Below are 23,445 nucleotides of genomic sequence, written 5' to 3'. Positions count from 1 at the left end.
AGGCAGGGCCATGGCAAGCAGAGCCTGTGACACCCAGAAGAGATGGGGAGCCGTGAGTCTTTTCCATGAGGACCGGCTGTTGATCGACGGGGAGCTCGTGGCTGCGGGACGCAGCTTCGAGACCGTCGATCCGTCCACCGGGAAGGTGCTGGGGACGGCGTCCGACGCGGAGGCCGGCCATGTCGAGGCGGCCGTCGCGGCCGCCCGCCGGGCCTTCGACACGACCGACTGGATGCGCGACCGCGAGCTGCGGCTGCGCTGCCTGCGCCAGTTCTACGACGCGCTGCACGAACACCGCGAGGAACTGCGGGAGTTGACCATCGCCGAGGTGGGCGCGCCCCGCCAGCTCACCCACGGGCCCCAGCTGGACGAGCCGATCGAGATGGTCAAGTACTACGCCGACCTGCTCGAACGCTACGAGTTCCGCGAGGAGTTGCCCGAGCTGGAGAGCCGGGGCCTGCGCCACCGTCGCTGGGTGGAGAAGGAGGCGTCCGGGGTCGTCGCGGCGATCCTGCCGTACAACTTCCCCAACCAGCTGGCGATCGCCAAGCTCGCCCCCGCGCTCGCCGCCGGCTGCACGGTCGTGCTCAAGGGCGCCCCCGACACCCCGTGGACGACCCTCGCGCTCGGCCGGATCATCGCCGAGGAGACCGACATCCCCGCAGGGGTCGTCAACATCCTCACCTCCGCGGGACCGGAGACCGGGCAGCTGCTCACCACCCACCCCGGCATCGACATGATCACCTTCACCGGGTCGACTCCGGTCGGCAAGGCGATCATGGCGGCAGCCTCGGCGAGCCTGAAGCGGGTGTTCCTGGAGCTCGGCGGCAAGTCCGCGATGATCGTCCTGGACGACGCCGACTTCGCGACCGCCGCCATGTTCACCGCGTTCACCATCTGCTCCCACTCCGGGCAGGGCTGCGCGCTCACCTCACGGCTGCTGGTCCCGCGCGACAAGCACGACGAGATCGTCGGCCTGGTCGCGGCCATGCTCGGCAAGGTGCGCTACGGCGACCCGGCCGACCCGAAGACCAACATGGGCCCGCTGATCAGCGAGAAGCAGCGCGCCAAGGTGCACGGCATGGTCGAGCGGGCGGTCGCCGCCGGAGCCCGTCTGGTGACCGGCGGGCGACCCGCCGAGCGGGAGGGCTTCTTCTACGAGCCGACGCTGCTCGCGGGTGTCGACCCGGACTCCGAGATCGCCCAGGAGGAGGTCTTCGGGCCGGTGCTCGCCGTCATCGCGTACGACGACGAGGACGACGCCGTCCGGATCGCCAACGGCACCGCGTACGGGCTGTCCGGCGGGGTGATGGGCGCCGACGAGGAGCGGGCGACCGCGGTGGCCCGGCGGATTCGCAGCGGCACGTTCAGCATCAACGGGGGCAACTACTTCGCCGCCGACGCCCCGTTCGGCGGGTTCAAGGAGTCCGGTATCGGACGCGAGATGGGTGTGGCGGGGCTGGAGGAGTTCCTCGAGCTCAAGACCTTTGCCGTGCCGGTCGGCTGACCGAGCGCGCGGCAGTCCGGGGAACACCACCGAGGAGGCACCCCGTGAGAGTCAAGGCAATTCCTGCCGCCCTGGCGGCGGCCGCGCTGCTGGCCGTCGCCGGATGCGGCGGTCACGACAGCGCGGGTGACGCGAGCGACGGCGACGCGTCCCCCACCAAGGCCGCCCAGCAGGCCACGAGCGGCGACTTCGGCGACCTGAAGAAGGTCTGCGGACCGGGGGACGCCAAGAGCGCGACCGCCCAGGGCGTCACCGCCGACACGATCAAGCTCGGCGTGATGTCCGACGTCGGCTTCAGCAAGAACTCCGAATTCGGCGACACCGCCAAGGTGTTCACCTCCTGGTGCAACGCGGCCGGCGGCATCAACGGCCGCAAGATCGAGGCCACCGTCCACGACTCCAAGCTGATGGAGGTCCGCCAGCGGATACTGGAGGCCTGCAAGTCGGACTTCGCGCTGGTCGGCGGCGGCTCCGCGCTGGACGCCCTGGGCGTGCAGGACCGGCTGAAGTGTCTGCTGCCCGACTTCCCCGCCCAGGTCAGCCAGATCCAGAACCAGGGCTCCGACCTCCAGCTCAACCTGACGGGCGGCGCCTCCTACGACCGCTACCCCGGCTACTACCAGTGGCTCCTGAAGACCGCCTACCCGGGGTCCGCCGGGGCCGTCGGCACCATCGCGGGCGACGCCGCGGTCAGCAAGGTCATCGACGCGCGCGCCCAGGAGAGCCTCAAGGCCGCCGTTGCGAAGATCACGTACCACGATCTCTACCCGGCCGCCGGCGTCTCCGACTGGACGCCGTACGCGCAGTCCATCAAGAGCAAGGGCGTCAAGGGCCTGGTGTTCCTGGGGGACTTCGCGAGCCTGTCCAAGCTGGAGCAGGTCCTCACCGGCATGAACTACAAGCTGGACTGGATCGACGCCAACAACAACGCCTACGGTCCCGCCTTCCTGCAGCTGGCCGGCAAGTCCCTCGACTACCAGAACAACTTCGCCGACCTCAGCGGCGTCTACCCGCTGGAGAAGGCCGCCGACAACCCGGCGACCGAGCAACTCGTCTCCCTGTTCAAGAAGTACGCGCCCAACGCCCAGCCGACGCTGCCCGGTGTGCAGGGCTTCGCGGCCTGGCTGCTGTTCGCCAAGGCGGCCTCCTCCTGCGGCGACCAGCTGACCCGCACCTGCGTGTACGAGGCGGCCCGCAAGGAGACCGCGTGGACCGGCGGCGGACTGCTCGCCCCCCGCGACCTGTCCAAGGCCGACACCCCGCTGACCTGCTTCAACATCGAGAAGGCCACCTCGAAGGGATGGGAGCCCGCGGACTTCCGGCCCGATGACGGCGCCTACCGCTGCAACGAGGCGCCCTACAAGTTCAAGGGGAACTACGGCAAGCCCCTCACCCTCGCCGACGTCGGCAAGAGCATGAGCGATGTGAAGTAGATGGAGCAGTTCCTGACCTTCGGGATCGTCGGCCTGAGCACCGCCGCCATCTACGCGGTCATCGGCAGTGGCCTGGTGCTCACCTACGTCACCACCGGCGTGTTCAACTTCGCGCACGGGGCGGCGGGCATGCTGGCGGCGTTCTGCTACTGGCAGTTCACCGTCGGCTGGGGCTGGCCGGTCCCGGTGGCCCTGGCGGCGGTGCTCCTGGTACTCGCCCCGGGGTTCGGCCTCGCCGTCGAACGGGTCCTGATGCGGCCCGTGCAACGGCTCGGCGAGGCCGAACGGCTGGTGATGACGGTGGCGCTGCTCAGCGGCGCCATCGCCGCCGCCCGCTGGATCTGGGACCCCGACGTCCCCCGCCCGCTCTCCGTGTTCTTCGCCGACAAGCAGCCCTTCCACCTCGGCCCGGCCACCATCACCTGGCACCAGGCGATCACCATGACGGTCGCGGTGGCCGTCGCGGCCGGCCTCTGGTTCCTGCTCAACCGCACCCGTACGGGTGCCGAGATGCGGGCCACCGTCGACGACCGCGCCCTGGTCCGGCTCACCGGCGCCGACCCCGTCCGGGCCGGGCGGGTGGCGTGGATCCTCGGCACCCAACTGGCCGCGATCGGCGGCATCCTCATCGCCCCGACCGTCGCCCTCGACGCCTCCCAGCTCTCCCTGCTGATCGTCAGCGCCTACACCGCCGCCGTCTTCGGCCGGCTGCGCAGCCTGCCGCTCACCTTCGCCGGCGCGATCGTCGTCGGCTGCCTGGAGAGCTACCTGACCGGCTATCTCCCGCAGAACCAGTACCTGCCCGGTCTGCGCCTGGCCGCACCCGCCCTGCTCCTCTTCCTCGCCCTGCTGCTGTTCCGCCACCCGCGCCTGCGCGGCCGCGACCGGCGGCTGGTGCAGGTCCCGGCGCCCAGTCTGCGCGGCACGGCCGTCTTCGCCGCGTCGACCGTCCTGTTCGGCGTGGTCCTGGCCACGGTGCTGGACGAGGCCGACCTCGTCACCTACGGGCCGATCTTCTCGCTGGGCATCGTCGCCCTGTCGTACGTCCCGCTCGCCGGGTACGCCGGGCAGATCTCCCTGTGCCAGCTCAGCATGGCCGGCATCGGAGCCGTCGTCTGGGGGCACCTCGGCGCGCACGGCGAGCTGTGGGCGCTGGTCGCCGCGGTCGCCGTGTCCGGGGCGGCCGGCGCGCTGATCGCGGTGCCCGCGCTGCGGTTCTCCGGCGTGTACCTGGCCCTCGGCACGGCGGCGTTCGCGGTGATCCTCGACCGGTGGATCTTCACCCTGCCCTCCTTCCACCTGTTCGGCGTCCGCGTCTCCCTCTTCGACCAGGGCTCGGTGGAGATGACCGGGCCGAACCTCTTCGGACTGCACCTCGACTCCACCGCCGAACTGACCGTCCTCGCCGCCGTGTTCCTCGGCCTCGCCTCGCTGTCCGTCGCCTGGCTGCGCCGCGGCGGCTTCGGACGGCGGCTGATCGCCCTGCGCGACAGCGAGGCGGCGTACGCGACGCTCGGCGGCAACCTGCTGGTGACCAAGGTGTTCGTGTTCGCCCTGTCGGCCGGCATCGCCGGACTCGGCGGCGCCCTCTACGGCATGCAGCAACGCACCATCACCGCCGAGCAGTTCAACCTGGTCGCGGGACTGCCGATCTTCCTGGTCGCCGTCATCGGCGGCCTCGGCGCGGTCGGCAACGGCCTGTTCTCCGGGACCGCCTACCTCGGCCCGAACATCCTGATCGGCGTGGCCTCCTGGACCCAGAACATCGTCACCGTCCTGCCCGCCCTCGCGGGCATGGGCCTCGGCCACAGCCCCGAGGGCATCGTCGCCCGCTTCCGCCGCGAATGGGAGCCGCTCGGCCGCGACCTGATCGCCCTGCCCGCCCTCCTGGGCCTGCTCGCCCTGGGCTGGGTCCTGCGGCTGACCGACGCGATCAACGGCTGGACCTTCCTGATCGGTTCACTGGTGGCCGCGTTCGCCCTCCGCGCCTGGGCCGCCGCACGCGAGGCCCCGAAGACAGAGCCGGACATTCCTGTCGAGTGGTGGGGTGTACGGCGTCCATGGCGTCCGCAGGACGGGGAGGTGCTGGTCCGTGCCACTGCTGGAAGTTAGCGGAGTGACCGTCTCCTACGGCGGCAACCGCGCCCTGGACGGCGTCGGCATGAGCGCCGAACGCGGCTCGGTCACCGGCCTCATCGGACCCAACGGGGCAGGGAAGAGCACCCTGTTCGACGTCGTGTCAGGGTTGCGCAGACCGCAGGCCGGACGCGTGGTGCTCGGCGGGCGCGACGTCACGCGGCTCGGGCCCGCCCGCCGCTGCCGGCACGGGCTCGCCCGCACCTTCCAACGCCTGGAACTCTTCGGCCGGTTGAGCGTCCGCGACAACCTCCTGGTCGCCGCGGAACTCGGCCCGGAGCGGCGCAGGGCGCAGCAGGTGGCCGACGGCCTCCTCGACCGGCTCGGACTGACCGGCATCGCCGACACCCGCGCCGACAACCTTCCCACCGGCGTCGCCCGCCTCGTCGAGGTCGGTCGCGCCATGGCCGTACGCCCCGAACTGCTCCTCCTCGACGAGCCCGCGGCCGGACAGGACGGGGAGGAGACCGAGCGGTTCGCGGCGCTGCTGCGCTCCCTCGCGGCGGACGGCACCGCGGTGGTGCTGGTCGAGCACGACATGGGCCTGGTGATGGGTGTGTGCGACGAGGTGTACGTGCTCGACCTCGGCAAGGTCATCGCCGTGGGACCGCCCGAGGTGATCCGCAACGACGAGACCGTGCTGGCGGCCTATCTGGGGGACGTGTGAACGCTCTGCTCGAACTGCGCTCCGTGCGCGCCGCCCACGAGGGCATCACCGTCCTGCACGGCGTCGACCTCCGCGTCGGCGCCGGGCAGGTCGTCGCGTTGCTCGGCCCCAACGGCGCGGGGAAGACGACCACTTTGCACGTCGCGGCCGGACTGCATCCGGTGCAGTCGGGCCAACTCGTGCTCGGCGGACGGGAGATGACCGGCGCCGACCCCCGCGGCCTCGCCCGGGCCGGCGTCTGCCTGATCCCCGAGGGGCGCGGGGTGTTCCCCAACCTCTCGGTGCGCGACAACCTCCTGATGATGACCTTCACGGGCCGCACCCGCGAGGAGATCGAGGAGACCGCCTTCACCCGCTTCCCGGTGCTGGGCAAGCGCGCGGGCCAGATCGCGGGCACCCTCTCCGGCGGCGAGCAGCAGATGCTCGCCCTCGCCCGCGGCCTCGCCACCGACCCCGCGGTCCTGCTCCTCGACGAACTGTCCATGGGACTCGCCCCGTTGGTGGTCTCCCGGCTCTACGAGCAGGTCGCCGAGATCGCCCGGCAGGGCGTCGCGGTCCTCGTCGTCGAGCAGTTCGCGGCGGCCGTCCTCGGCATCGCCGACCACGCGGCCGTCCTCGTGCGCGGCCGCATCGAACGCCAGGGCCGCCCCGACGGCGGGCTGCGCGACGAACTGTCCGCCCTCTATCTGGGGAGTTCCGCATGACACCGACCGAGCCCCACACAGACTCGCGCGAGGCGCATACGAGCACCGGCGAGCGCCCCTCGGACTCCCGCGCGGACCGCTTCGTCCGCGAGCTCGCCGACCTGAAGATCCCCGACCCGGCCGCCGCCCGGGCCGGCCTCTGGCTGCGCCTCGGAGCCGCCCTGATGGCCGTAGGCCTGGTCCTCGCGGTGTCGGCGTACTTCGTCTCGCACAACACCCAGAACCCGCTCGACCAGCGCGACGCGCTCGCGCTGGGCCTCGGCGGCATCGCGGGGACGGTCGTCGGCGCGGCCCTCTTCCTGCGCTACTCGCTCACCGGCTTCCTCCGCTTCTGGATGGCCCGCCAGTCCTACGACCTCGCCGTGCTCGCCGACCGCCTGGCGGAAAGGGACCTGAACCATGACCTCACCAGCACCGACGCCGCGCCCCGGTGACCAGCTCGCCAGCACGGTGTGCACCACCCGGGTGGTCGTGGTGCGCGCCCCAGCCGACCGGCAGCCGGCCCTGACCTGCGGCGGCGCCCCCATGGTGCCCGCCGCCACCGCACCGCCCGCACCCGCCACGGGCGCGGACCCGGCCACCCTCCTCGGCAAGCGCTACACCGACGCCGAGGGTGCCCTGGAGCTGCTCTGCACCAGTCCCGGAGCCGGCGAACTCGCCTGCGACGGCGTCCCCATGACCATCAAGGCCGCCAAACCCCTCCCGGCCTCCGACTGACCCCCCTCAGCGAAAGGGACCTCGCATGAACAAGGACGACTTGATCCTCATCAGCGTCGACGACCACATCATCGAGCCGCCGGACATCTTCGTGAACCACCTCCCGAAGAAGTACCTGGACGACGCGCCCAAGCTCGTCCACCGCGAGGACGGCAGCGACCGCTGGCACTTCCGCGACAACAGCGTCGGCAACGCCGCGCTCAACGCGGTCGCCGGACGGCCCAAGGAGGAGTACGGCCTCGACCCGCAGGGCATGGACGAGATCCGGCCCGGCTGCTACGACGTCCACGAGCGTGTCAAGGACATGAACGCGGGCGGCGTCCTCGCCCAGATGAACTTCCCGTCCTTCCCCGGCTTCTCGGCCCGTATGTTCGCCACCGAGGACTCGGACTTCTCGCTCGCGCTGGTACGGGCGTACAACGACTGGCACATCGACGAGTGGTGCGGCGCCTACCCGGGCCGCTTCATCCCCATGGCGCTGCCGGCGATCTGGAGCGCCGAGCTCACCGCCGGCGAGATCCGCCGCGTCGCCGCCAAGGGCTGCCACTCCATGACCTTCCCGGAGAACCCGGCGGCCCTCGGCTACCCGAGCTTCCACGACCCGTACTGGAACCCGGTGTGGCAGGCCGCCTGCGACACCAACACCGTCCTGTCGGTGCACATCGGCTCCTCCGGCCGGCTCGCCATCCCGGCCGTCGACTCGCCGCCCGACGTGATGATCACGCTACAGCCCATCAACCTCGTGCAGGCCGCCGCCGACCTGCTGTGGTCGCGCACCATCAAGGACTTCCCCGACCTGAGGATCGCCCTGTCGGAGGGCGGCACCGGCTGGATCCCGTACTTCCTGGAGCGCGTCGACCGCACCTTCGAGATGCACGCCGCCTGGACCCTCCAGGACTTCGGCGGCAAGCTGCCCTCCGAGGTCTTCCGCGAGCACTTCCTGACCTGCTTCATCACCGACAGGCTCGGCGTGAAGCTGCGGCACGACATCGGCATCGACAACATCTGCTGGGAGGGCGACTACCCGCACAGCGACTCCCTGTGGCCGGACGCGCCCGAGCAGCTGCACGGGGTGCTCACCGAGTGCGAGGTCCCGGACACCGACATCGTGAAGATGACCCACGAGAACGCGATGCGCTGGTACTCCTTCGACCCGTTCTCGCACATCCCGCGCGAGCAGGCCACGGTCGGCGCCCTGCGCAAGGCCGCCGAGGGCCACGACGTCAGCATCCGCCCGCGCAGCCGCCAGCTCACCGAGCCCGTCGACAAGCTGGAGGCCTTCCGCCAGCGGGCCCGCGCGGCCGTAGCGGCGGCGAGCAAGTAGTGGCCCACGACAACGGGCTGTTCGACCTGACGGGACGGTCCGCGCTGGTCACCGGCGCCGCGGGCGGCATTGGCGCGGCCGTCGCGCACGCCCTGGCCCGGGCCGGCGCGGCCGTCCTCGTCACGGACGTCGACGCGGAGGCGGCCGCGGCAGTCGCCGGCAAGATCGGCGCGGTCGGCGGCACCGCCGACAGCGCCGGACTGGACGTACGGGACCGGGGCGCCGCCGAGGCCGCGGTGTCCCGGGCCGCCGCCCTGGCCGACGGGACGCTGCACGTCCTGGTGAACAACGCCGGCGTGACCGCGCCGGCCATGTTCGCCGACCTGGACGAGAACAGCTTCCGCCGACTGCTCGACGTCCACGTCCTCGGCACCTTCACCTGCTCGCAGGCCGCTCTGCCGTTCCTGCCCACCGACGGCACCGGACGCATCATCAACGTCACCTCGTCGGCGGGCCTCACCGGCACGCTCGGCCAGGTCAACTACTCGGCCGCCAAGGCCGCGATCATCGGCATGACCAAGTCGATGGCCCGCGAGTTCGCCCGCAAGCAGATCAAGGTCAACGCCCTGGCACCGCTGGCCGCGACCCCGATGACCGAGACCATCCGCACCAACGAGAAGTTCGCCGCCACCATGCTCGCCCGCATCCCGCTCGGCCGCTGGGCCGAGCCCGAGGAGGTCGCCGGAGCCTTCGTCTTCCTCGCCTCGGACGCGGCCTCCTTCGTCACCGGCCAGGTCCTGCCGGTCGACGGCGGCCTGGTGATCTGATGGCACCTTCGCAACAGGAGGGACCGCTCTCCGGGGTGACGGTCGTAGCCCTGGAACAGGCCGTCTCCGCGCCCCTGTGCACCCGCGTCCTGTGCGACCTGGGCGCCAGGGTCATCAAGGTGGAGAACCCGGACGGCGGCGACTCCGCCCGGCACATCGACGACGTGGTGAACGGCCTCGCCGCCCACTTCGTGTGGACCAACCGCGGCAAGGAGTCCGTCGCCCTCGACCTCAAGACCGAGGCGGGGATGGCGATCCTGCACCGCCTGCTCGACCGCGCCGACGTCCTGGTCTCCAACCTGACCCCGGGCACCACGGCCAAACTCGGCATCGCCCCCGAAGACCTGACGACCCGTCACCCCGACCTGATCGCGGTCGAGATCGACGGCTACGGACAGGGCGGCCCGCTCTCCCACAAACGCGCCTACGACCTCCTCGTCCAGGCCGAGTCCGGGGTGTGCGCCATCACCGGCCACCCCGGAGCCCCTGCCAAGCCGGGCCCGCCCATCGCGGACGCCAGCACCGGCCTGTACACCGCGCTGTCCATCGTGGCGCTGCTGTACGCCGGTGAGCGCCGGGGCGCGCGCGGCGGTGCCGTCGCCGTCAGCCTGTTCGACACCATGACCGAGCTCATGGGCTACCCGCTGACCTACACCCGGCACTCGGGCCAGGAGCCGGACCCGATCGGCATGAGCTCACCCGCCGTCGCCCCCTACGGCGCCTACCGCACCGCCGACGGACACACCGTCGTCCTGGGCACCATCAACGACCGTGAATGGCAGCGCCTGGCAAGGGAGTTGCTGGACCGCCCCGACCTCGCCGACGACGCACGCTTCCGCACCAACCCCGACCGCGTCGAGCACCGGGCCCTCCTCGACGCCGAGATCGGGGCCTGGTGCGCCCGGCACGACCTGGCGCACATCCAGCGGCGCGCCGACGAAACCGGCATCGGCAACTCCCGCTACAACACCCCCAAGGACGTCCTCGCCCACCCCCACCTCGCGGCCCGCGACCGCTGGCGCACCATCGACACGCCGGCCGGACCGGTGCCTGCGCTGCTGCCCCCGCCGGTCATCTCCGGTTACGACCCTCCGATGGGCGCCGTACCGGGGCTGGGGGAGCACACGGAGGCGGTTCTGGCCGAACTCGGCGTCTCCGAGCCGGAGTTCCGGGGTGACGCGTGACCGACGTCCCCGCACTGCTGGCCCACGACCGGGACGGCGTACGGACCCTGACCCTGAACAGGCCGCACCGAAAGAACGCGATCGACCGGGCGCTGTGGGCGGCCCTGCGAGACGCGCTCAGCCAGGCCGCCCGCGACGGCGTACGGGCCCTCGTCCTCACCGGCGCCGGCGGAGCCTTCTCCTCGGGCGCCGACCTCACCGCCGCCGCGGACGACACCCGGCACCCCCTGGACAAGGTGCGCGATCTCAACGAAGTCGCCCTGCTCCTGCACGAGTTGCCCGTCCCGAGCATCGCCAAGGTCACCGGAGTCGCGGTCGGCGCCGGCTGGAACCTCGCCCTCGGCTGCGACCTGGTCGTGGCCACCCCTGAAGCCCGCTTCTCACAGATCTTCACCCGGCGCGGACTCTCCCCGGACTGCGGCGGCAGCTGGCTGCTGCCCAAACTCGTCGGACTCCAACAGGCCAAGCGGCTCGCCCTGTTGGCCGAGACGATCGACGCCGAGGAGGCGCGGTCGCTGGGCCTCGTGACCTGGGTGGTGCCCGCCGAGGAGATCGACAAGTACGTCACCGACCTGGCCGACCGGCTCGCGGCGGGCCCGCCGGTCGCCCTCGCCCAGACCAAGGCGCTCCTCAACGAGGGCACGGGCCGCACCCTGCGCGAGGCCCTCGCCGGTGAGGCCCGCGCCCAGACCGTGAACTTCGCCTCGACCGACGTGACGGAGGCGTACGCCGCCTTCGCCGAGAAGCGCGAGCCGCGCTTCACCGGCCGCTGGTACCGACAGCCCCCGGAGGACCCTTCATGCGCGAAGCAGTGATCGTCGAGGCCGTCCGCACCCCGGTCGGTAAACGCAACGGCGGCCTGTCCGACACGCACGCGGCCGACCTGTCCGCCATCGTCCTCGGCGCACTCGCCGAGCGCACCGGCATCGACCCGGCGCTCGTCGACGACGTCGTCTGGGGCTGCGTCTCCCAGGTCGGCGACCAGTCCAGCAACATCGGCCGCTACGCCGTCCTCGCCGCCGGCTGGCCCGAGACGATCCCGGGGACGACGGTGAACCGGGCCTGCGGATCGAGCCAGCAGGCCCTCGACTTCGCCGCCCAGGCGGTCATGTCGGGCCAGCAGGACGTCGTCGTCGCGGGCGGCGTCGAGGTGATGAGCCGGGTGCCGCTCGGCTCGGCGCGGGCGACCGGAATGCCGTACGGGCCGAAAGTCCTCGACCGCTACGACGGCTTCTCCTTCAACCAAGGGATCTCCGCCGAGAAGATCACGCAGAAGTGGGGTTTCACGCGAGGGGAGTTGGACGAGTTCGCGGTGCTCTCGCACGAGCGGGCCGCCGCCGCGCAGGACGCGGGCGCCTTCGACGCGCAGATCGTGCCCGTGGGTGCGGTGACCGCCGACGAGGGCGTACGGCGCACCAGCACCGTCGAGAAGCTGGCCGCGCTCAAGCCCGCCTTCCTCGACGACGGGACGATCCACGCCGGCAACTCCTCGCAGATCTCCGACGGCGCCGCCGCGCTGCTGGTGACGACACCGGAGAAGGCGCGCGAGCTGGGCCTGACGCCCATCGTGCGCTACCGCGCGGGTGCGGTGGTCGGCGCCGACCCCGTGCTGATGCTGACCGGCCCGATCCCGGCGACCGAGAAGGTGCTCGCCAAGGCCGGCGTCGGCCTGCCCGAGGTCGGTGTCTTCGAGGTCAACGAGGCGTTCGCGCCGATCCCGCTCGCCTGGCTCGCCGAGACCGGAGCCGACCCGGCGCTGCTCAACCCCCTGGGCGGCGCGATCGCCCTGGGCCATCCGCTCGGGGCGTCCGGCGCGGTCCTGGCCACCCGCATGATCCACCACATGCGCGACCACGGGCTCCGCTACGGCCTGCAGACCATGTGCGAGGGCGGCGGCACCGCCAACGCCACACTCGTCGAACTCATCTCCTGACCGGGGGTTCCGTTGCGCCGACAGATCTTCACCGCCGACCACGAGGAATTCCGCAAGCTGGCAAGGGAGTTCGTCGCCAAGGAAGTCGTCCCGCACTATGCCGACTGGGAGAAGGCGGGCCGCCTGCCCCGCGAGATCTTCGAACAGCTCGGCTCGCTGGGCCTGTTGGGCATGGCGATCCCCGAGGAGTACGGCGGTGCCGGCCTCGCCGACTACCGCTACAACGTCGTCCTCCAGGAAGAGGCGGCCAGGGCGCTGGTCACCCTGGGCACCGTGCGCACCCAACTCGACGTCGTGCTCCCGTACTTCCTCGCATACGCCGACGAGGACCAGCGGCAGCGCTGGTTCCCCGGCCTCGCCGCCGGCAAGCTGCTCACCGCCATCGCCATGACCGAACCCGGCACCGGCTCCGACCTCGCGGGCATCCGCACCACGGCCGTGCGCGACGGGGACACCTACGTCCTCAACGGCGCCAAGACCTTCATCACCGGCGGCCTGCTCGCCGACCTGGTGATCGTGGTGGCCCGCACCTCCAGCGACCCCGACGACCGGCGCGCGGGGCTCACGCTGCTGGTCGTGGAGGACGGCATGCCCGGGTTCACCCGGGGGCGGGTGCTCGACAAGATGGGCATCAAGGTGCAGGACACCGTCGAGCTGGCCTTCGACGACGTACGCGTGCCCGTGACGAACCGGCTGGGGGAGGAGGGCGCCGCCTTCGGCTACCTCGGCCACAACCTCCCGCAGGAACGGATGACGGTGGCCGTCGGCTCGGTCGCGCAGGCGCGGGCCGCTCTGGAGACCACCGTCGCCTACGTCAAGGAGCGCGAGGTGTTCGGCAGGACGGTGGCGTCCTTCCAGAACACCAAGTTCGAACTCGCCGCCGTGGCCGCCGAGATCGAGGCCGCGCAGACCATGCTGGACCGCGCGGTCCTCGACCTGGTGGACGGCGAACTCTCCGGCCCGGACGCCGCGAAGGTGAAGCTGTTCTGCACCGAGATGCAGGCCCGGGCCGTGGACCGGTGCCTGCAACTCTTCGGCGGCTACGGGTACATGGCCGAGTACCCGATAGCCCGGCTGTACGCCGACGCGAGGATCACCCGGATCTACGCCGGCACCAGCGAGGTGATGAAGGTGATCATCGCCAAGTCGCTGGGGCTGTGAGACGGGGTCGGTGAGGCGGGTCAGGTCCCGTACCGGGTCGTCTCCGCCAACTCGGCCGCGCTCTTCATCAGTTGCAGCACCATGGGCCCGAAGGCCTGGAGCTTCTCGTTGTCCCCGGCCCGCTGGAAGCCCTGCTCCAGGACGACGCCCAGCTTCCACTGGGCGAGGACGTCGTAGTAGTCCATGTCGTCGACCTGGCGGCCGGAGACCTCGGCGTAGTGCTGGATGAGCGCCTCCCGCGAGGGCATGCCGCGCAGGTCGACATAGGAGGCGGTGGCCGCCTCCGGTGCTCCGGTGTCCTCGGGCCAGCCGCGGAGCATCCAGGCGAGGTCCAGCTTGGGGTCGCCGACCGTGCCCATCTCCCAGTCGACGATCGCCGCAAGGCGCGCAGGGCCGCCGTGCCGGAACATGACGTTGGCGAACTGGTAGTCGCCGTGCATGAGACCCGGGACGTAGTCGAGCGGCTTGTGCGTGCGCAGCCAGTCCGCGGCCACCTCGAAGCCGGGCAGCTCGCGCGTCTTCACCCGCTCCAGATAGCGCGTCCAGCGGTCCACCTGGCGCTCGTGGAAGCCGTCGGGGCGGCCGAGGTCGTGCAGGCCCTTCGCCTTCCAGTCGACGCGGCCCAACAGGGCCACGCCTTCGGTCAGTTGGTAGGCGAGCCCCGCACGGGCTGCCAGGTCCGTGCCGAAGGGGGCCGGCCAGCCGCCCTCGCCCGTGTGGGACATGGGCGACCAGCCATCGACGAACTCCATCAGATAGAACGTCCGGCCCAGTACGGCCGGGTCCGTGCACACGGCGATCGCCTCGGTGTGCGGCACGTCCGTGCCGTTCAGCGCCTCGGTGATCCGCCACTCCCGCACAATGCCCTCGTCGCGGGAGGCCGGCGCGGTGGGCGGCGGGATCCGAAGGGCACTGTGCAGTTCGCCGCGCCTGATCTCGTAGATCTCGTTCTGCGCGCCGCCCGTGACGAACCGGTGCTCGATCGGCTCGCCCTTCCCGGGCAGCCCGGACTCGTCCAGCCAGGCCGCCAGCCGCTCGACGTCGATCATCGGGCCTCCGTCTCCGGCTCCAGGAACTCCGCGTACTTGGCCCGCGCCGCCGCGATCCGCTTGGGCAGATATCCGCTCGGCCACAGGTCGTCGCTGGCCTTGTGGTCGCGCAGCACCTGCCGGGCCACGGTCACCTTGTGCGCCTCGGTCGGCCCGTCGGCGATGCCCAGCACGCTGGCGCCCAGCAGCATCCGGAACAGCGGCATGTCGCCGCTCACCCCGAGCGCGCCGTGCACCTGGATCGCCCGGTGGGCGACGTCGTGCAGCACGCTCGGCAGCACGACCTTGATCATCGCGATGTCCTTGCGGACCTTGCGGTAGTCGTTGTACTTGTCGATCTTCCACGCGGTGTGCAGGACGGCCAGCCGGAACTGCTGGATCTGCGCCCACGAGTCGGCGATGTGCCCCTGCACGAACTGCTTGTCGGCGAGGACCGTGCCCTGCGTGTGCCGGCTCAGCGCCCGCTCGCACATCATGTCGAAGGCCTTGGTCGCCAGGCCGATCGTCCGCATGGCGTGGTGGATACGGCCGCCGCCCAGCCGGGTCTGCGCGATCACGAACGCCTGACCCTCACCGCCCAGCAGCGCGTCCGCGGGCACGCGCACGTCCTCGTAGTGCACCAGCGCGTGCGAGCCGCGCTCCTCCGGCTCACCCGCGAGAGCCACGTTCCGCTCGATGCGGATGCCGGGCGTCTCGGCCGGGACCAGAAGCATCGACATGCTCTTGTACGGGTCCCCGTCGGGGTCGGTCACGGCCATCACGATGAAGAAGGCCGCCGTCTTGGCGTTGGACGAGAAGTACTTCCAGCCGTTGACGACCCACTCGTCACCGTCGCGCACGGCCCGGGTGGTGAACTCCTTGGGGTCGGAGCCGGCCTGGGGCTCGGTCATCGAGTAGCAGGAGAAGATCTCGCCCTCCAGGAGCGGGCGCAGGTACCGCTCCTTCTGTGCCTCGGTCCCGTAGTGGGCGAGGATCTCGGCGTTCCCCGTGTCCGGGGCCTGGCAGCCGAAGACGATCGGGGCCCAGGAGGAGCGGCCCAGGATCTCGTTCAGCAGGCACAGCTTGACCTGTCCGTGCCCCTCACCGCCCAGGTCGGGCCCGAGGTGGGTCGCCCACAGCCCGTGGGCCCGCACCTCCTTCTTGAGCGGGTCGAGGACGCGGCGGAGGTTCTCGTCGGGCGGGGTGAACTGCAGGCCGTCCCACAGGAGGTCGAGGGGTTCGACCTCCTCCCGCACGAACTGGTCCGCCCAGTCCAACTGTGCTTGGTAGTCCGGCTCTGTCTCGAAGTCCCACGGCATTGTGTCTCCTTCCGGCGCCTGTCAGAATAGCGTTCTCATGAAAGAGAACACAATTCCCCAGTCTCGGAACGATGTTTCCGACCGGCCTCCCGACGGGGTCGCGGACCGCATCGCCCAGCGCGCGCTCGCCCGCCGCGGTGCCCACTACGCCGGCGAGGTGCGCGCCCTCCTCGACGCCGCACGCGAGGTCATGCGCCGCTGCGGGACCGGCTCACGCCCGCGCGTCGCCGACATCGTCACGGCGGCCGGACTCTCGAACGAGGCCTTCTACCGGCACTTCCGGTCGAAGGACGCCCTGGTCGCCGCGATCATGGAGGACGGTGCCGGGCAGCTGTGCGGCTACCTCACCCACCAGATGGCCAAGGAGCCGACGCCCGAGGGCAAGGTGCGGCGCTGGGTCGAGGGGGTCCTCGCCCAGGCCATGGACGAGGACACGGCGGCCACCACGCTGGCGGTCATGTGGAACGCGCAGAGCGTGGGGGAGGGGTTCCTGGCCGGGCAGCCCACCATCGCCGGCCTGCTGGCGGATCTGTTGCGCGCCCCGTACGCCGAACTCGGCAGCGCGGACGCGGAGTTGGACGCCTCCCTCGCCGCCCACGCGACGGTCGGGAAGCTCGCCGATCACCTGTGGCGGCGGGTGCCCCCGACGGGCGCCGACGTCGACCACGTCACCCGGTTCTGTCTGCGCACGGTCACACCCCAGGGAGGGGACGAGTGAAGAGCAGCGATCAGTTCCACGTCGGGATCGTCGTCGACGACATCGCGGCGGCCGCGGCCGAGCTGTCGGCGGTGTTCGGCTACCAGTGGTGCGAGGAGCTCGGCGCGCCGGCCCAGGTGACGCTGCCCGGCGGCGACGCCGTACTCGATCTGCGGTCGACGTACTCGATGTCCGTGCCCCGCCTCGAACTCGTCAAGCGCGTGCCGGGCACCCTCTGGGAACCGGCCGCCGACTCCGGCGTCCACCACCTCGGCTACTGGTCCGACGACGTGGCCGCCGACTCCGCCGAACTCGCCCGCCGCGGCCACGAGGTCGAGGCACTCGGCAAGCGGCCGGACGGGACGCCGTACTGGGCCTTCCACCGCAGCCGCACCGGCCCGCGGATCGAACTGGTGGCGCGGACGCTGCAGCCGCTCCTGGAGCCGTACTGGGCGACCGGGACGAGGCCCTCATGACGGAGTCGGCGCAGAACGCGACCGTGGGCATCGTGACGGGCGCAGGGCGCGGGATGGGGCTGGAGTGTGCGCGCAGCCTGCTCGGAAGGGTGGACCGGCTGCTGCTGGTCGACCTCGACGAGAGGACGGTGACCGAGGCGGTCGAGGAACTCGCCGGGCGCAGGGCGCTCGTCGAGCCGTTCGTCCTCGACATCACCGACCGCGACGGACTGGCCCGCCTCGCCGCCCGCACCCGCGAGCTGGGCACCCTGCGTGCAGTCGCCCACGCGGCCGGGATCTCACCGACCATGGCCGACTGGCGCCGCATCCTCGCGGTCGACCTCGTCGGTACGGCGCTGCTGGCCGAGGCGCTGCGGCCGCTCGCGACCCGGGGAACGGCGACGGTGTGCTTCGCGTCGATGGCGGCGATGTTCGGGGACACCGAGCCGCGGCCCGAGGTCGAGGAGGTCCTGGCCGATCCGCTCGACGAGCACTTCCTGGAGCGCCTCCGGGAGGCCGTGGGTCCCGAGATCGAGGACCCCGGCATGGCGTACACCTGGGCCAAGCGAGGCGTCCACCGCTTCGTCCAGCGGGAGGCGGTCCGGGTCGGTCCGGTCGGTGCCCGGGTCTGCTCGGTCTCGCCCGGCATCGTCGCCACCCCGCAGGGGAAGCAGGAGGCCGCGCACCACCCGTCCATGAAGGCGCTCGTGGACCGGTCGGCGCTCGGCCGCGAGGGCCGACCCGAGGAACTCGCGGCCGTGGTCGCCTTCCTGCTGTCGGACGAGGCGTCCTTCCTCACGGGCGTGGACGTCCTCGTCGACGGTGGGGTGCGGGCGGGGCTGGCCGCGCGGGCGTGAGCGACGGCGGCCGTACCGGCGAACAGTCAGACGTCTTGCCGGTACGCCGCCGCGAACGTCCGCAGCTCACGGGCCACGTCCGGCCCGCTGGGGGTGTAGATGACCTCCCGGTACCCGAGGCCGCCGAGGTGCGCGAGCCCGGCGCCGATGTGGGCCGCGTCGCCGACCATCGTCTTGACGTCGATGTGGTCGAGCAACTGGCGATCGCGTTCCGGGAGATGGGTGACGTGCCCTTCGAAGGCCACCAGGTGCCGCTCGCCCTCCGGCGCGAGGGCCTCCACCGCCGCCCGCCATTCCTTCCCGCCGGGCAGCGCGTCGACGGCCGTGGCGCCTCCGCCGGCGTACGCGGTGTGCCAGTCGACCACCCGCCACGGCCCGATCGCCTCCCGTACCCGCTGCGAGTCCGGCTCCTCGCCGTCGTCGAGCACCGTGCCGGAGACCATGGTGGCGGTCGGCAGCGAGGGATGCGGCAGCCCTACGATCCCGTCCGCGAGCTCCCCGGCCAGCGCGGCACCCTTCGGCCCGAACGCGCTCAGCCACAGGGGTACGTCCACCGGGCGCGCGGCGGTCAGGCCCTCCGCGTGCAGCATCCGGGCCGGACTGCCCTCGACCAACACCGTTTCACCGGCGAGGAGTTGACGGACGGCGGCCATGTACGTGGCGAGCGCGCGCAGCGTCATCGGGCGCTGCCCCATGGTCACCCGGGCCGTGAAGCCCGTACCGAAGCAGGCGCGGAAACGACCTCCGGAGAGGCGGGCGAGGGTGGCGATGCCGGAGGCCATGGCCATCGGCGAGCGCTGCTGGGGGATCAGGACGGCGGTGGACAGGCCGATGCGGGTCGTGCGCCGAGCGGCCAATGCGAGATGGACGAACGGGTCCTCCCACAGCGGGGCCGAGTCGTGGATCCACACCCGGGTGTAGCCCAACTCCTCAGCCAGCACGGCCAGTTCGGCGAAGTCCGGGCCGGGCGGCAGACCGCAGGACAGCTCCAGGGCGCTCACTCGGACACCGCCGGCATGACGAACCCCGACACGATCACCGCGTTCGTCTCGGCCGCGGCCTGCCGCAGTGGCTTGGCCTTCTCGTAGGCGGCCGACTCGTACCAGGCCCGCGCCGCCTCCACCGACTCGAACTCCAGGACGACGGTCTGGTCGCCGTGCCAACTCCCCTCCAGAAGCTGTGGGTTGGCGTCCAGGGCGAGGACGGACCCGCCGCTCTCCGCCAACGAGAGCCCGGCCGCCCTGCCGTAAGCGGCCATGCCGCCGGGGTCGTTGATGGCCTCGGTCAGGATGACGTACCCCTTGGGCATGGTTCTCCTCGTTCAGTTCACGGTGATGGCGCGCTCGGGGCACATGGCGGCGGCCTGGCGCACCGCGTTCTCGTACTCGGCGGGGACGTCGGGCGTCTCGACCACGGCATAGCCGTCGTCGCTCAGGTCGAAGACCTCGGGGCAGTACGTGCAGCACACCCCGTGCCCGCGGCAGCGGTCGTCGTCGACGGTGACCTTCACCGGGCCTCGCTCCACTCCAGGTCGAGGTGGGTCAGGCCGCGCAGGATGAAGGTGGGGACGTAGTCGTAGCGGCGGGCGCCGGCCGGGCCGTGCACCTGCTCGGCGATGCGGATGTCCGAGGTGCGGTCCAGCAGGCGTTCCAGGGTCACCCGGGCCTCGGCGCGGGCCAGCGGGGCGCCCGGGCAGGTGTGGACGCCGCGGCCGAAGGCGAGGTGACGGCGGACGTTCGCCCGGCCGACGTCGAAGCTCGCCGGGTCCTCGAACTGGCGGGGGTCGCGGTTCGCCGCGCCGTTCAGCACCATCACCGTGGTTCCGGGCGGGATGTCGACACCGCCCACCGAGGTCGCCACCTTCGACAGCCGGAAGTCGCCCTTGATGGGGCTCTCGGCGCGCAGGGTCTCCTCGATGAAGTTCGGGATGCGGTCCCGCTCGGTGCGCAACAGGCTTTGCAGTTCCGGCTGTTCGGCGAGGATCCTGAGCGCGGAGCTCAGCAGCCGGACGGTGGTCTCCTGGCCGGCGGCGAAGAGGTTGGCGGCGACACGCACGACGTCGATGACCTCGGGGGTGGATCCGTCGGGGAAGGTCGCGGTCGCCAGGCCCGTCAGCACGTCCTCGCGCGGCTCGCGCCGCCGCTCCTCGATGTACGTGGTGAAGCGGCCGTACAGGTACTCCAGCGGAGAGTGGTGCAGTGTGTCGTCGCCGGTGCTGCCGATGCCGGCCTCGGTCTGCGGCCGTCGCTGGAGCTTGTCCATGAACTCCTGGCGGTCCTCCTCGGGCACCCCGAGCAGGTCGGCGATGACGAGCAGGGTGAAGGGCCCGGCGAACCCGCCGATGAACTCCCCTTGGCCCGGGGCGAGATAGTCGTCCAGCAGTCCGTCCGCGAGGTGCCACATGGACGCCTCGTTCTCCTTGAGGCGCTTCGGAGTGATCAGCCGCATCAGCAGCGCGCGGTGGTCGGTGTGCGCCGGCGGGTCCATGGTGGGCAACTGGTCGCTCATGGGCAGCTCGTCGCGGTGCAGCGCGATCAACTCGCTGACGTCGTCGCCCTCCAGGGGCACCGGGAACCCGGGGAAGGGGCCGGTGACCGAGATGCAGGCGGAGAACGCGTCGGTGTCGTTGTAGACCTGCACCGCTTCGTCGTAGCCCGTCACCATCATCACGTCGTGATGGTTCTCGCGCTGCACCGGGCACCGTCCGCGCAGCGCTTCGAAGTAGGGATAGGGATCCGCGACGAGGGCCTCGTCCCGGAAGAAATCGATCGCCTCGAAGTCGTCCACGGTCTGCTCGGCTCCCTCTCGGTCAGCGCCCCGACGATCAGGGACGGTAGCACAATTCTCCCGGTGCTGGAATGCTGGCTTGCCTGCTGGAGAGGGGCATTCTCGCCCACGTGAGGCCAACGGCCGACCACCCAGGGAGACCCATGGAAGAGACCGAAGAGCTGCGCGCCGCGCGCGGTGTCCGCCGCAAGATCCTCGGCGACGCCTACGTCGACGCCGCGACCGCCGACCCCGCCCCCGCCGCCGTCGAGTTCCAGGACTACCTCACCGCGACGGCCTGGGGCGTCTGGGCCCGCGAGGGCGCCCTCAGCCCCCGCGACCGCAGCCTCCTGGTGCTCGCGATGACCGCCGCGCTCGGCCGCATGGACGAGTTCCGCATCCACGCGGGCACCACACCCCGCACCGGCGTCACCGACGCCGAGATCGACGAACTGCTCTTCCAGATCGCCGCCTACTGCGGAGTCCCCGCCGGCAGCGCGGCCCGGCGAGCCGTGCAGAGCGTGCGTGCCGAGCGGGAGGGGGAGCAGTGAGCGCCGAAAGCGTCGGATTCGTCGGGCTCGGCAACATGGGCAGCGTCCTCGCCGCCAACCTCGTGGGAGCAGGCCGTACGGTCGTCACGCACGACGTCACCGGTCCGCAGCGGTCGCCCGCGGGCGCCGTACACGTCCCCGAGGTCGCCGAAGTCGCGCGCCGCGCCGAGGTGTTGGTGCTCAGCCTCCCCGACGGGACCGCGTCCGAGCAGGTGGCCCGTGCCGTCCTGGAGGCCCCCGACCGGCGAGTCCGGTACGTCGTCGACACCTCCACGATCGGCGTGAGCGCGGCCCGGACCGTCGCCGAACTCCTGGCCGACGGCAAGGTCGGCTACGTCGACGCCCCCGTGTCCGGTGGTGTCGCCGGGGCTCGCGCCCGCACCCTCACCGTCATGTACGCCGGGGACGACGAGGCCTGCGCCCGCGTCGAACCGGTGCTGGCGGGCCTCAGCGACCGGCGCCGCCGGGTCGGCGACCGGCCGGGCATGGCCCAGGCCCTCAAGCTCGCCAACAACTTCCTGTCCGCGACCACCCTCGCCGCCACCAGCGAGGCCGTCGCCTTCGGGCTCGCCGCCGGACTCGACATGGCCACCATGCTCGCCGTGCTCGACGAGTCCAGCGGCCGCAGCGCGGCGACGGCCGACAAGTTCCCGCAGCACGTCCTGACCGGCCGCTACGCCGCAGGCTTCACCAACTCCCTGATGGACAAGGACGTACGGCTCTATCTGCGCGAGGCCGGTGAGCGCGGCGGGCCGGTGTCGGTCGGCGAGGTGATCGGCGCCCTGTGGGAGCGGTTCGCCGAGGCCGAACCCGGGGCCGACTTCACCCGGATCTTTCCCTTCGTGCACGGCTCCTGAGCGACAGCCGCCTTGACGGCCGATCTCCCGTGAGAATAGCATTCTCATTCGGAGAGACTGAGATTATCGTGAGTGCCCTCCGTACAAGCGACTGGAGGCCAGACCCCATGGCGCACTTCAAGAAGCCCGAGGCGGGCAGCTGGACCGAACACCTCAAGATCGGCACGGAACCGGTGTCGTACGAGGACTCGATCTCACCCGGGCACTACGAACTGGAGCGGGACGCGATCTTCCGGCGGACCTGGCTGAACGTCGGCCGCGTCGAACAACTCCCCAAGCGGGGCAGCTACTTCACCAAGGAGCTGGACGCGGCGGGCACCTCGATCGTCGTGGTGCGCGGCATGGACGACGAGGTGCGCGCCTTCCACAACGTGTGCCGGCACCGCGGCAACAAGCTGGTGTGGAACGACTTCCCGCGCGAGGAGACCGGCGGCATCTGCCGCCAGTTCACCTGCAAGTACCACGCCTGGCGCTACGACCTGGAGGGCAAGCTCACCTTCGTACAGCAGGAGCAGGAGTTCTTCGACCTGGACAAGTCGAAGTACGGCCTCAAGGGCGTACAGACCGACGTCTGGGAGGGGTTCGTCTTCGTGAACCTCGACGACGAGAACACCACCCCGCTGCGGGAGTATCTCGGCGAGTTCGCCAAGGGCATCGAGGGCTACCCGTTCCACAAGATGACGCAGGCGCACAAGTACCGGGCGGAGATCGGCGCCAACTGGAAGCTGTTCATCGACGCGTTCGCCGAGTTCTACCACGCGCCGATCCTGCACGCCGGCCAGTACGTCTCCGACGAGGCCCGCAAGATCCAGAAGTACGGGTACGAGGCGCTGCACTACGACATCGACGGCCCGCACAGCATGGTTTCCTCCTGGGGAGGCATCGCCCCGCCGCACGACCGCTCGATGGTCAAGCCCATCGAAGGCGCCCTGCGCAGCGGCCTGTTCGGGCCCTGGGAGTTCCCGGACATCGGCGTGTCAACCGAGGAGCTGCCGCCGGCCATCAACCCGACCCGCGACAAGCGCTGGGGCATGGACTCCTTCGTGTTCTTCCCCAACTTCATGCTGCTGATCTGGCGGCCCAACTGGGTGCTGACGTACCACTACTGGCCGACCTCGTACAACACGCACGTCTTCGAGGCGACCTGCTACTTCGTGCCGCCGGAGAACGCCTTCCAGCGGCTCCAGCAGGAGCTGGCCGTCGTGTCGTTCAAGGAGTACGGCCTGCAGGACGGCAACACCCTGGAGGCGACGCAGACCATGCTCGAGTCGCGGGCGGTGGGGGAGTTCCCGCTCAACGACCAGGAGGTCCTGCTGCGCCATCTGCACCAGACCGCCCGCCAGTACGTCCGCGACCACGAGCAGCGCACGGCCTAGGAGGAC

General features: G+C 71.2%; 25 protein-coding genes. 19 read left to right on the top strand and 6 right to left on the bottom strand.

Features of this window, described 5'->3' with window-relative positions:
- Window positions 1–52 precede the first annotated feature (52 nt).
- From ABZ848_RS09060 to ABZ848_RS09000, 13 genes are read left to right on the top strand one after another with little or no spacing between them, the layout of a single operon-like run.
- Window positions 53–1,507, top strand: a complete 1,455-nt coding sequence (locus ABZ848_RS09060) for an aldehyde dehydrogenase family protein (RefSeq protein ID WP_360827684.1) — start codon at window positions 53–55, stop codon at window positions 1,505–1,507.
- 44 nt (window positions 1,508–1,551) lie between these two features.
- Entirely contained in the window at window positions 1,552–2,940 is a 1,389-nt protein-coding gene (locus tag ABZ848_RS09055; RefSeq protein ID WP_360827682.1) for an ABC transporter substrate-binding protein, read from the top strand.
- Entirely contained in the window at window positions 2,941–5,052 is a 2,112-nt protein-coding gene (locus ABZ848_RS09050; RefSeq protein ID WP_360827679.1) for an ABC transporter permease, read from the top strand.
- Complete coding sequence (locus ABZ848_RS09045) at window positions 5,033–5,743, top strand: ABC transporter ATP-binding protein (protein ID WP_360827677.1); 711 nt, start codon at window positions 5,033–5,035, stop codon at window positions 5,741–5,743. The genes ABZ848_RS09050 and ABZ848_RS09045 overlap by 20 nt, the downstream gene beginning before the upstream one ends.
- Window positions 5,740–6,447: an ABC transporter ATP-binding protein gene (locus ABZ848_RS09040; RefSeq protein ID WP_360827675.1), complete on the top strand. Its 708-nt coding sequence runs from the start codon at window positions 5,740–5,742 to the stop codon at window positions 6,445–6,447. Before ABZ848_RS09045 ends, ABZ848_RS09040 begins: the two co-directional genes overlap by 4 nt.
- Window positions 6,444–6,881: a hypothetical protein gene (locus ABZ848_RS09035; RefSeq protein ID WP_360827673.1), complete on the top strand. Its 438-nt coding sequence runs from the start codon at window positions 6,444–6,446 to the stop codon at window positions 6,879–6,881. Before ABZ848_RS09040 ends, ABZ848_RS09035 begins: the two co-directional genes overlap by 4 nt.
- A complete protein-coding gene (locus ABZ848_RS09030; RefSeq protein ID WP_360827670.1) occupies window positions 6,847–7,164 on the top strand; it encodes a hypothetical protein in 318 nt (105 codons plus the stop codon). The genes ABZ848_RS09035 and ABZ848_RS09030 overlap by 35 nt, the downstream gene beginning before the upstream one ends.
- 25 nt (window positions 7,165–7,189) lie before the next feature.
- Complete coding sequence (locus ABZ848_RS09025) at window positions 7,190–8,488, top strand: amidohydrolase family protein (RefSeq protein ID WP_360827667.1); 1,299 nt, start codon at window positions 7,190–7,192, stop codon at window positions 8,486–8,488.
- Complete coding sequence (fabG, locus tag ABZ848_RS09020) at window positions 8,488–9,255, top strand: 3-oxoacyl-ACP reductase FabG (RefSeq protein WP_360827664.1); 768 nt, start codon at window positions 8,488–8,490, stop codon at window positions 9,253–9,255. Before ABZ848_RS09025 ends, fabG begins: the two co-directional genes overlap by 1 nt.
- Window positions 9,255–10,439 carry a CaiB/BaiF CoA-transferase family protein gene (locus ABZ848_RS09015; protein ID WP_360827662.1) on the top strand — a complete coding sequence of 395 codons (1,185 nt, stop codon included), beginning with the start codon at window positions 9,255–9,257 and terminating at the stop codon, window positions 10,437–10,439. The genes fabG and ABZ848_RS09015 overlap by 1 nt, the downstream gene beginning before the upstream one ends.
- On the top strand, window positions 10,436–11,254 hold the full coding sequence (locus tag ABZ848_RS09010) for an enoyl-CoA hydratase (RefSeq protein WP_360827659.1): 819 nt from the start codon (window positions 10,436–10,438) through the stop codon (window positions 11,252–11,254). Before ABZ848_RS09015 ends, ABZ848_RS09010 begins: the two co-directional genes overlap by 4 nt.
- Window positions 11,239–12,372, top strand: coding sequence for an acetyl-CoA C-acyltransferase (locus ABZ848_RS09005; protein WP_360827656.1), 1,134 nt, complete (start codon window positions 11,239–11,241; stop codon window positions 12,370–12,372). The genes ABZ848_RS09010 and ABZ848_RS09005 overlap by 16 nt, the downstream gene beginning before the upstream one ends.
- 12 nt (window positions 12,373–12,384) lie before the next feature.
- Window positions 12,385–13,533, top strand: a complete 1,149-nt coding sequence (locus ABZ848_RS09000) for an acyl-CoA dehydrogenase family protein (RefSeq protein ID WP_360827653.1) — start codon at window positions 12,385–12,387, stop codon at window positions 13,531–13,533.
- 20 nt (window positions 13,534–13,553) lie between these two features.
- On the opposite strand, the gene ABZ848_RS08995 is transcribed toward ABZ848_RS09000, so the two are convergent.
- Window positions 13,554–14,582: a phosphotransferase family protein gene (locus ABZ848_RS08995; RefSeq protein ID WP_360827650.1), complete on the bottom strand. Its 1,029-nt coding sequence runs from the start codon at window positions 14,580–14,582 to the stop codon at window positions 13,554–13,556.
- A complete protein-coding gene (locus ABZ848_RS08990; RefSeq protein WP_360827647.1) occupies window positions 14,579–15,880 on the bottom strand; it encodes an acyl-CoA dehydrogenase family protein in 1,302 nt (433 codons plus the stop codon). Before ABZ848_RS08990 ends, ABZ848_RS08995 begins: the two co-directional genes overlap by 4 nt.
- A gap of 37 nt (window positions 15,881–15,917) precedes the next feature.
- Here ABZ848_RS08990 and ABZ848_RS08985 point away from each other — a divergent pair, with 37 nt between their 5' ends.
- The 3 genes from ABZ848_RS08985 to ABZ848_RS08975 are packed head-to-tail and all read left to right on the top strand — an operon-like array spanning window position 15,918 to window position 17,889.
- On the top strand, window positions 15,918–16,598 hold the full coding sequence (locus ABZ848_RS08985; RefSeq protein WP_360827644.1) for a TetR/AcrR family transcriptional regulator: 681 nt from the start codon (window positions 15,918–15,920) through the stop codon (window positions 16,596–16,598).
- Entirely contained in the window at window positions 16,595–17,053 is a 459-nt protein-coding gene (locus ABZ848_RS08980) for a VOC family protein (RefSeq protein WP_360827641.1), read from the top strand. The genes ABZ848_RS08985 and ABZ848_RS08980 overlap by 4 nt, the downstream gene beginning before the upstream one ends.
- Window positions 17,050–17,889, top strand: coding sequence for an SDR family oxidoreductase (locus ABZ848_RS08975; protein WP_360827639.1), 840 nt, complete (start codon window positions 17,050–17,052; stop codon window positions 17,887–17,889). Before ABZ848_RS08980 ends, ABZ848_RS08975 begins: the two co-directional genes overlap by 4 nt.
- A 26-nt stretch (window positions 17,890–17,915) precedes the next feature.
- Here the strand turns inward: ABZ848_RS08975 and ABZ848_RS08970 are convergent, their stop codons facing one another.
- Genes ABZ848_RS08970 through ABZ848_RS08955 form a run of 4 tightly spaced genes read right to left on the bottom strand, consistent with a single transcriptional unit; the run spans window position 17,916 to window position 20,676 of the window.
- A complete protein-coding gene (locus ABZ848_RS08970; RefSeq protein WP_360827636.1) occupies window positions 17,916–18,890 on the bottom strand; it encodes an LLM class flavin-dependent oxidoreductase in 975 nt (324 codons plus the stop codon).
- Window positions 18,887–19,198 (bottom strand): DUF1330 domain-containing protein, encoded by a 312-nt coding sequence (locus ABZ848_RS08965; protein WP_360827633.1) that lies wholly within the window; start codon window positions 19,196–19,198, stop codon window positions 18,887–18,889. Before ABZ848_RS08965 ends, ABZ848_RS08970 begins: the two co-directional genes overlap by 4 nt.
- Before the next feature lie 12 nt (window positions 19,199–19,210).
- Window positions 19,211–19,399 carry a ferredoxin gene (locus tag ABZ848_RS08960; protein ID WP_360827630.1) on the bottom strand — a complete coding sequence of 63 codons (189 nt, stop codon included), beginning with the start codon at window positions 19,397–19,399 and terminating at the stop codon, window positions 19,211–19,213.
- Complete coding sequence (locus ABZ848_RS08955) at window positions 19,396–20,676, bottom strand: cytochrome P450 (protein ID WP_360827627.1); 1,281 nt, start codon at window positions 20,674–20,676, stop codon at window positions 19,396–19,398. The genes ABZ848_RS08960 and ABZ848_RS08955 overlap by 4 nt, the downstream gene beginning before the upstream one ends.
- A 143-nt stretch (window positions 20,677–20,819) precedes the next feature.
- Here ABZ848_RS08955 and ABZ848_RS08950 point away from each other — a divergent pair, with 143 nt between their 5' ends.
- From ABZ848_RS08950 to ABZ848_RS08940, 3 genes are all read left to right on the top strand, one after another.
- Window positions 20,820–21,206, top strand: coding sequence for a carboxymuconolactone decarboxylase family protein (locus ABZ848_RS08950; RefSeq protein ID WP_360827624.1), 387 nt, complete (start codon window positions 20,820–20,822; stop codon window positions 21,204–21,206).
- A complete protein-coding gene (locus ABZ848_RS08945) occupies window positions 21,203–22,063 on the top strand; it encodes an NAD(P)-dependent oxidoreductase (protein ID WP_360827621.1) in 861 nt (286 codons plus the stop codon). The genes ABZ848_RS08950 and ABZ848_RS08945 overlap by 4 nt, the downstream gene beginning before the upstream one ends.
- Window positions 22,064–22,170: 107 nt before the next feature.
- Window positions 22,171–23,439, top strand: a complete 1,269-nt coding sequence (locus tag ABZ848_RS08940) for an aromatic ring-hydroxylating dioxygenase subunit alpha (protein ID WP_360827618.1) — start codon at window positions 22,171–22,173, stop codon at window positions 23,437–23,439.
- Window positions 23,440–23,445 lie beyond the last annotated feature (6 nt).

This window comes from Streptomyces sp. NPDC047081 (genome assembly GCF_040643775.1).
Taxonomy (GTDB): Bacteria; Actinomycetota; Actinomycetes; order Streptomycetales; family Streptomycetaceae; genus Streptomyces.
Note: the sequence above shows the minus strand (reverse complement) of the source record. Positions and strands in the feature narration are given on the sequence as shown.